Origin of the sequence: Aeromonas sp. QDB68, assembly GCF_027707405.1 — a bacterium.
Lineage (GTDB): Bacteria > Pseudomonadota > Gammaproteobacteria > Enterobacterales > Aeromonadaceae > Aeromonas > Aeromonas caviae.
In genome coordinates this window covers 1-4384 of sequence record NZ_JAPCIQ010000166.1, presented here as the reverse complement: position 1 = coordinate 4384, position 4384 = coordinate 1, and the positions used below count along the sequence as shown (strand labels likewise).

5 protein-coding genes and 1 pseudogene are annotated in these 4384 nt (G+C 55.4%); all 6 read left to right on the top strand.

Annotated features, from left to right (window positions below; translation table 11 throughout):
- The first annotated feature begins 89 nt into the window (after positions 1–89).
- On the top strand, positions 90–1232 hold the full coding sequence (locus PG892_RS21740) for an RNA-guided endonuclease TnpB family protein (RefSeq protein WP_270670403.1): 1143 nt from the start codon (positions 90–92) through the stop codon (positions 1230–1232).
- 102 nt (positions 1233–1334) lie between these two features.
- A complete protein-coding gene (locus tag PG892_RS21735) occupies positions 1335–2510 on the top strand; it encodes a hypothetical protein (protein WP_101618215.1) in 1176 nt (391 codons plus the stop codon).
- Between the two features lie 310 nt (positions 2511–2820).
- Positions 2821–3066 carry a plasmid replication protein RepB gene (locus PG892_RS21730; protein ID WP_101618213.1) on the top strand — a complete coding sequence of 82 codons (246 nt, stop codon included), beginning with the start codon at positions 2821–2823 and terminating at the stop codon, positions 3064–3066.
- 256 nt (positions 3067–3322) lie between these two features.
- A pseudogene (locus PG892_RS21725) lies at positions 3323–3565 on the top strand (DUF4158 domain-containing protein); the annotation flags it as partial.
- A gap of 173 nt (positions 3566–3738) precedes the next feature.
- Entirely contained in the window at positions 3739–3993 is a 255-nt protein-coding gene (locus tag PG892_RS21720; protein WP_257712528.1) for a hypothetical protein, read from the top strand.
- A 7-nt stretch (positions 3994–4000) separates the two neighbouring features.
- On the top strand, positions 4001–4201 hold the full coding sequence (locus PG892_RS21715; protein ID WP_128274297.1) for a hypothetical protein: 201 nt from the start codon (positions 4001–4003) through the stop codon (positions 4199–4201).
- The last annotated feature ends 183 nt before the right edge of the window (positions 4202–4384 follow it).

Here is a 4384-nt window from a genome sequence, read left to right as displayed (position 1 = left end):
ATACCCCTCTGGAGGCCACAGACGGCGGGGCCTCCAGAGCACTTTGTCGTTTTTGGACGGAAAATCCCTAGAACCCCACTAAGGTACGCATCTACCCCACCGACGAACAAGCGGCATTCCTCAATGCCCAGTTCGGCGCAGTGCGGTTCGCGTACAACAAGGCCCTTCAACTCAAACGCCACATGTATCAACGTCATGGCGTATCGCTTTCGCCAAAGCGTGACCTGAAACCCCTGCTTGCAGTAGCGAAAAGGTCGCGCAAATACGGCTGGCTGAAAGAGTACGATTCGCAAGCCTTGCAGCAGGCGGTGATCAATCTGGATAAGGCATTCGCCAACTTCTTCAATCCCAAGCTCAAGGCTCAAATGCCCACCTTCAAGAGCAAGCGGGGCAGACAATCAAGCTATCACCCCAACGGGAAAGTGCTGGCTGAGGCCATCCAATTGCCGAAGATGACGCCTATCAAGGCAGTCATTCATCGTGACATTGTTGGCGTAGTGTCCAGCATTACGGTCAGTCGCGGCCCGACAGGCAAATATTATGCTTCCATCCTCTGCGAGGATGGCTGCGAGGCACCGACCAAGCCTACGTTCATCACGAATGTGACCGGCTGCGATATGGGACTATCCCACTACCTCATCCAGTCCAGCGGCAAGAAGATTGCCAACCCGCGCCACCTGCTCAATGCCAGCCGGAACTTGCGGCGCAAACAAAAGGCGTTGGCTCGCAAGAAATGGGGTAGTGCCAACCGCAGTAAAGCAAGGCGGCAACTGGCAGCCCTGCACGAGCGGGTAGCCAATGCCCGCGCCGATTTTCAGCACAAACTCTCTCGCACCTTGATTGGCGATAGCCAAGCGATCATCGTGGAGACCCTAAAATCAGCCAACATGATGAAAAACCATAAGCTGGCCCGCGCCATCGGTGATGCAGGCTGGCATGGTTTCATCATGAAGCTGGAATACAAAGCCACAGCAGCAGGAGTGCATCTGGTCAAAGTTGACCAGTGGTTCGCCAGCTCTAAAACATGCCATTGTTGCGGCCACAAGCTGACTGAGTTGAAACTCAGTGAACGGAGTTGGCAGTGTCCTTCCTGTCTGGTTATCAATGACCGCGACCTCAATGCCGCGCTCAACATCAGACAGAAAGGCATTCTGGAATTAAAAGCGGCGGGACTCGTCGTTTCAGCCCATGGAGGCCAGCGTAAATCCGTCACAGCGACGGTAGCGGCCTAAGAAGTGGGAAGCCTCGCCGTTAGGGCGGGGAGCAGTCACCTTTTGTGGCTCTATTGAAAATTGAGTATCGTGGCGTTTTGCCTTGAACAAGGAGTGTTCTTGATGTCGTTGTCTCCCATGGATCTTGCTCAGCATTACCTTGTTGATGATATACCCGCTGCGATCTCGATTGGCGATCCGCTCCATAGTCTGCTTGAGGCCATTTTCAGGAACGAGCCGCTGTCTGCCAGCAGCTATGGCATTCTCGCCAGCCACGGCCTCAGCGCCTTGAGAGGCTTTACCGAAGGCAATATGACTCTCACTGAGTTCAGACGCATGTCAGGTGAGGAGCGGGCGCAGCGCAGTTTAGCGACAGGCTTTTATAAGGGGCGGAAGATTGTGCATTCCTACCGACCAACAACCTCGATGCCTCCAGCGCCCCAGCGAGAGTCGGAGCAGGTGAAGAGGATGATGCTGTTGCATGAACAACAGCGGAAGCTCCCAGCGCATAACGTCGCAGCTAAGAAGGGTATTCAGGGGGCGCTGAAAGCCATTGAAGCGCGACTGAACGTTGAGCGGGTCAAGCGTGTGAACGACCCCGAGCAGATCGCTAGGGTGAAGAACCAGGCGCTCAGGGAGAAATACGCCGTCCTTGCCTTTGTCGAACCTGACCACTTCAAACCACTCATGGCCATCCTGGACAAACTGGATGCTGGCACCAGGTTACTTGAGGCCGAGACGATCTGGCTCAAGAGTACGGGGCGCAAGTATGAGACCAAGGCGGTCGTTCACGCCCACAACCGGCTGGAAGCCGACCATTGGCTTGCCGAATACCGTAACAGCAAAAACCCTTGGAGTGCGGTCAATGCCAGCGGCCATTTACGCAAATGCGCTGCATCTGGTGAGGCGATCACTCTGCTCGCTGCCATCCCGGCCAAGCGCCAGGAACAGCCCAAACTCAAGTCCGCCATTCTGACTACCCATGGTGGCGCATTGCGTGACCAAGGCAATAGGACTGATGCCATGGCCATGGGAGAGGAAGCACACCGCCTTCAACCCAAGAATTTCAGGCCATGCACACTCCTTGGCGCGGTCTGTATGGAGCTGGGCATGATCGTTGAAGGCCATGAGTGGTACGGCAAGGCAGAAGTCAGAGGCGCTAGCCGTGACAGCATAGAGGCCGATGTCCGGTCACTGCTGACCCGCATGACTGCCGAGAGGCGCGATTCGGTCGTTGCGGAGCTGCTGCGGATTGATCCAGCGCAATATCGGTGGCTTCGCAAACTGAGAACGGCTTAACGTTCATCAGGGACAACCAGCCAGTTGTCCTCGAAGGACATCGCAATAATATGCCATCTTGCTTATGTCACCCTGCGGGGGTCTTCACTGTCACCTCCTGCTGCAACCCCGACCATCTGAGGGTTTATTTCCCACTGCATCATTCTCTTTCGCTTCTTTTCGCTCTCTTCGTCTCTCTCACTGGGCCAGTTCACGCCCCCGAGGCTCAGCTGATGGGGTAGGGGAGGCGCACCGGTACCGAGGCGCTACCCAAGGACACCGCAACAGGCTATCATATTCGCAAATTGATTCATCAAATGTGAGATATGACATGGAAGAGCTGAAAGCGAAATGGATCTTTGAGCAGGGTGGGTTCTCAAAGGCGATGATCGTGCCGACGCCGATGGGTCAGGGCTACCACCTGCACCTGGTTCAGTTCGGCAAACAGAGCGAAACCGTTGTCCTGGAACGACAACGCGGTGGCTGGCGTGTGTTCAAGAGCATCGACGCGGCGGCCAACACCGCAAACAACATTGGATTTAGGCGGATAGAGGTCGATTTGTCGTCGATCCGCTGATGTCCTCCATGGAAAGCGAAGGCCATTGCGGCAGAAAGACTGTAATAGGATAAAAACCTATTAGCCGTCTCCTGAATGCTATTGCATTGGTGATCATGTCGAAACTACCGCATAGGGGTTCTAGGGATTTTCCGTCCAAAAACGACAAAGTGCTCTGGAGGCCCCGCCGTCTGTGGCCTCCAGAGGGGTATTACTTTTTTCGAGATCCCTATTTGGGCTCTGTTTGAGTAAGATTTAGTCTTTTTGGGCTAAATCCATGGCATTCGAAGAACGTGTCCAAATCTTGTCCGAGGCAGAACAAGATGAGTTATATGGACCCCCCGCTTTCACCTCCGCCGACCAACGCTTCTTTTTCTCGCTGAACGATAAGGAACTGGCGATCGCTAAAAGCCTCCGTCATCGGGGCCAGCGTTACATGCTGGTGGTACTGCTGGGCTATTTCAAAGCCAAGCCGGTGGTGCTGAATCCCGGCTTTCATCAGATCAAGCAGGACCTCAAATAGGGGTTCTAGGGATTTTCCGTCCAAATGCGACATTCAGACTGCTAAGTGATTGATTTATTGTGACTGGCTATGTGAAGCGCCAAAAAAGTAATACCCCTCTGGAGGCCGCGGACGGCGTGGCCTCCAGAGCACTTTGTCGTTTTTGGACGGAAAATCCCTAGAACCCCACGGTGGCGCATATTCGCCAGTTCCCCCCGGTTGAGTATGAACTGGCGAGCTATCAAGGCTCCCCATGGCTATGGGCGGATAGTGAACCGCTGATCGACCTCCTCGATGCGACCATCGACTGGATGAACGATGACGACGGCAGCCGCTGGATCGTCATTGATACTGAATACCTGCGCCAGCATGTGGCCCACTATGCCCTGTTGTCCGCCGATACATGGCGGCAACGGTTGCTCGATGCAGGCGTGGAGGTGGATTGAGGTGCGATTGAGTGATCGGTTTCCGGGGCTGATGTTGTGGCATACGGTGGCGGTAATGGCCGCCGTGTTTGCGGCGAAAGCCCTGCTGTACTGGGCTGCGGACTGGTTGGGCCTTGGTCCGCTCTACCGCGCCTTGGCAGGGCCTTCCTGGGACGTGGCGGCATGGATTGCTGCGCTGGCCCTGCTGCTGCGCTGGATGCGGGTCTAACTGCCTGCCGCGCTGCGCTTGGCGACTCCCGAAGGGGGCACGACAGACTGCGCTAGTCGTCCCCGTTCGGGAGTGTGGCCTGATCCAGAAACACCCTGCAGGATCCGGGGGAACCGCAGAATTCGGAAAAAATCGTACGCTAAGCTAACGGTGTTCTCGTGACAGCTCTTTGACTAGGCTTTC